General features: G+C 34.4%; 5 protein-coding genes. 2 read left to right on the forward strand and 3 right to left on the reverse strand.

From position 1 onward, the window contains the following. Window positions 1–128 precede the first annotated feature (128 nt). The 3 genes from AB1397_06650 to AB1397_06660 are packed head-to-tail and all read right to left on the reverse strand — an operon-like array spanning window position 129 to window position 1,002. Complete coding sequence (locus tag AB1397_06650) at window positions 129–518, reverse strand: nucleotidyltransferase substrate binding protein (GenBank protein ID MEW6482655.1); 390 nt, start codon at window positions 516–518, stop codon at window positions 129–131. Further along, window positions 502–804: a nucleotidyltransferase domain-containing protein gene (locus tag AB1397_06655; protein MEW6482656.1), complete on the reverse strand. Its 303-nt coding sequence runs from the start codon at window positions 802–804 to the stop codon at window positions 502–504. Before AB1397_06655 ends, AB1397_06650 begins: the two co-directional genes overlap by 17 nt. A 6-nt stretch (window positions 805–810) precedes the next feature. Further along, complete coding sequence (locus AB1397_06660; GenBank protein ID MEW6482657.1) at window positions 811–1,002, reverse strand: hypothetical protein; 192 nt, start codon at window positions 1,000–1,002, stop codon at window positions 811–813. Between the two features lie 427 nt (window positions 1,003–1,429). Between AB1397_06660 and AB1397_06665 the strand changes: the two genes are divergently transcribed. Next, window positions 1,430–2,278 (forward strand): PorV/PorQ family protein, encoded by an 849-nt coding sequence (locus AB1397_06665; GenBank protein MEW6482658.1) that lies wholly within the window; start codon window positions 1,430–1,432, stop codon window positions 2,276–2,278. Beyond that, window positions 2,232–3,065, forward strand: an 834-nt coding sequence (locus tag AB1397_06670) for a PEGA domain-containing protein (GenBank protein MEW6482659.1), incomplete at its 3' end; no start/stop codon positions are given. The genes AB1397_06665 and AB1397_06670, both read left to right, overlap by 47 nt.

The following is a 3,065-nucleotide window of genomic DNA, read 5'->3' on the forward strand; positions in this document are numbered from 1 at the left end:
TAAGTTTTATAAAATTTTTTCCCTTTTAATTCAAAATTCAACATTCAAAATTCATAATTTTATAAAGTTTTCCTTAAGATTATCTAAACACATACATTTTGTAAAGCGTTATGGAATCAACTATATACTTACCTCGTTGTCTCCTTTAGTTTTTCTAAAAGGTTTTCTATTGCATTGCAATAGCTTATTTTTATTCTTTCAAATATTTCCTCTGATGTTTCTTTATCATAAATATGTGAGGTTACATTTCTATCCTCAAGCATATCAAGAAAGACTTCCTCATCTTCAATTAAGGCAATTCTAAAAGCCTCTTTTAGACTATCTCTTGGTGTTTTTACATCAATGCCTTTATATTTAAGAAATATCTTTAGAGTCTTCCATAAAAGCTCAAAGGTAAATTCAAATCGCTGAATTACGCCATCCTTTTCTAGCTCATCTTTTGCTTTTTCTATCCCCTCTTTTAACCTTAAAAAGGCATCCTCTAAAATTTTTATGGCAAACTCAAGATTTTCTTTCATAGATTATTCTTCCTGTTTTTAGAATTATCTCTTTAAAGGCTAAAGAAACCGAATTTAAATAGACAATATCAACCTTATAAAGACCAGATATTTCTTCAATTTCTTCTTGCAGCTTCCTTCTTATTCTTATATTTGGTCTTTCTTTATCAATAGCCAAATCAAAATCAGAATTTTTAGCAAAGTCGCTTTTTGCCTTTGAACCAAATAATATAATTTTTTCTGGCTTGAAGTATTTTTTAAGTATCCCTATAATGTTTTCTAATATTTTTACCTCTCTAGGGGTCATTTTTTGTTAAAACCTATAAACACCAGAGATTCCAATGGCAGTTCCTATTTCTTTTATTCTACGCCTTAGAGGGTTTCTTTGCCATATGAATTTGCATAACAGATTATCAGTTATCTCCTTTGCTAAAGAAAGGTTTGCTACAGAGATAAAGAGCATTGTATGATATTCTGCCTTTGCTGTGCCTGTGCCATCAAACATTGTATCCCCCCAATCAATGGCATTTCCATTTGGAATATAGAGACCTCCTCCCAGTGTCCAACCAGAAAGCTCCTGCCAAAAGAGGGAAGAAGGGCAGAGCTCTTTATTTCTTCTTTATTAAATTTTGGTAGCTCCCAAGGATAAGCAAACATACATTCATAAAAAACATATTGAAATTATATCATTTAAGAAAAAAACTAATCAAGTTAAGAAAGAGAGTCAAGGAGATGTACTTTAACCACCATCTCCCAAAATTGGCTATTTCTAAACAACAAATAAAGAAGAAATTTTAAGCTTTCTTAAACAACAAGGGATAGATGAATACGAGCTTCTTCCTTATAATCCACTTGATATTTCAAAATGGGAAACATTAAAGGAGGCATATTTTTATTGCAAAAAATCATCCAATTGGCTATAATAAAATTAGATGAAAAGGGGTTTTTTATTACTTTTATATCCCTGTCTTTGTTTTTGCACAGAGATTGACCTTAAGATCGGAGCAAGGCCACAGGGAATGGGAGGTGCATTTGTTGGTGTATCTGATGATTCAAATGCAATTTATTGGAATCCTGCTGGCCTTTGTTTAATAAGCTCTGGTGAGGTATCATTTATGCATGCAAATCCATTTTCTTGTGAAAATACATATATTGATTGGGTCTCTATAGCCCAGCCTTTTAGAAGGTCATCTGGGGTAGGCATTGGCTTGCTTTATAAATCTGCTGTCCTTGAAGAGGGAAGAGAAAATAACAAAAGCAGAATGTCTGATTCCTGTTTTATTATCTCAGGTGCTTCGTCTATAGGAAATTCTGTAATGTATGGGGTGAATATAAAGATGTTTAGCCTATCAAGCAAGCTAGAGAAAGAAAAAGGAATGGGCTTTGATATTGGTCTTTTATATAAAGGGGATTTTCCCATAAGTGGTTTTTCCTGCGGGTTTATGTATAGAAACCTTGCCTCTTCTATAAAGGATGAGGAATTTCCAAAGGAGATAAGGTTTGGCATATCAAAGAGGTTCTTTGATGAGAGGCTTATATTATCATCTGATTGTAGTGTAAAGAGGGATGTAAATAAAAAGGAAGAGGATATAAGGTGGTATAATGGGTTTGAACTTATGGCTCTTAAGAATATCTTCTTAAGGCTAGGGTATGACAATGGTGATATAGGATGTGGTTTAGGAACAATCATTAAAAGATATTGTATTGATTATAGCTTTCTAAAGGAGGAGGAATATGGGCTTCCTGATACGCATAGGTTTGCTCTTAGTATTAGGTTTTAATTTAGGTTTTTGTGAGGAGCTTATGGTTGCCTCATATCCTATAATTGATGCATTTTTATATATTGATGGAAAACATAGTGGTCAAACACCGGCAAAGATTACAATTAAGCCTGGAAAATATAAATTAAAGGCAGAAAAAGAGGGGTGGATTGGAGAGGAGAAGGAGGTAATTGTAAAAGAGGGGGAAGGATGTATTTTTGTCAATATCTTTATGAGAAGAGAAGAAGGGAAGAAAACAGAAGAGAGAATACAGAGCATCCTACTAGCACCAGAGCAGCCTACTAGCACCAGAGGACAGAGGATAGAGGACAGAAGACAGAAGACAGAGAACAGAGAACAGAAGATAGAGCCTCAACTAGAAGAGGAATTACCAAAGATAGCAGAAATTCCTAAAGAAGAGTCAGAGGGTCAGAGGGTCAAAGGGTCAGAGGGTCAAAGCACTAAAATATCAGAAATTCCCCAAAAGCCAAAAGAAGAACCACAGATAAGAGCAAAAGAAGAGAAGATCAGAAGAACAGAAGAGATTATTCAAAAGCCAAAAGAGAATATTCAAGCGATTATCCTCAAAGCATCTTTTTTGATAGAAGAGGCAGAAAAAGAGGGTGCAGAAAGGTATGCAAAGGAGAGGATAAAAAGGGCAAAGAATCTCCTCAAAAAGGCAGAAAAAGAAAATTCCTCTCCCCTTGCCCTATCTGCCATAAATGAAGCAGAGCTAGCATTAAAGGAGACAAAAGAGAAAATCTCCCATTACAGCTCAAGCTATGTAATGGGAATTTTTCTCTTTTGT

The sequence above is a fragment of the bacterium genome, assembly GCA_040756715.1.
Taxonomy (GTDB): Bacteria; UBA9089; UBA9088; order UBA9088; family UBA9088; genus JBFLYE01.

What these genes read in the sequence shown, in the direction of transcription:
- AB1397_06650 (MEW6482655.1), bottom strand. Translation starts at nt 518, where the DNA reads ATGAAAGAAAATCTTGAGTTTGCCATAAAAATTTTAGAGGATGCCTTT.
- AB1397_06655 (MEW6482656.1), bottom strand. Translation starts at nt 804, where the DNA reads ATGACCCCTAGAGAGGTAAAAATATTAGAAAACATTATAGGGATACTT.
- AB1397_06660 (MEW6482657.1), bottom strand. Translation starts at nt 1,002, where the DNA reads ATGTTTGATGGCACAGGCACAGCAAAGGCAGAATATCATACAATGCTC.
- AB1397_06665 (MEW6482658.1), top strand. Translation starts at nt 1,430, where the DNA reads ATGAAAAGGGGTTTTTTATTACTTTTATATCCCTGTCTTTGTTTTTGC.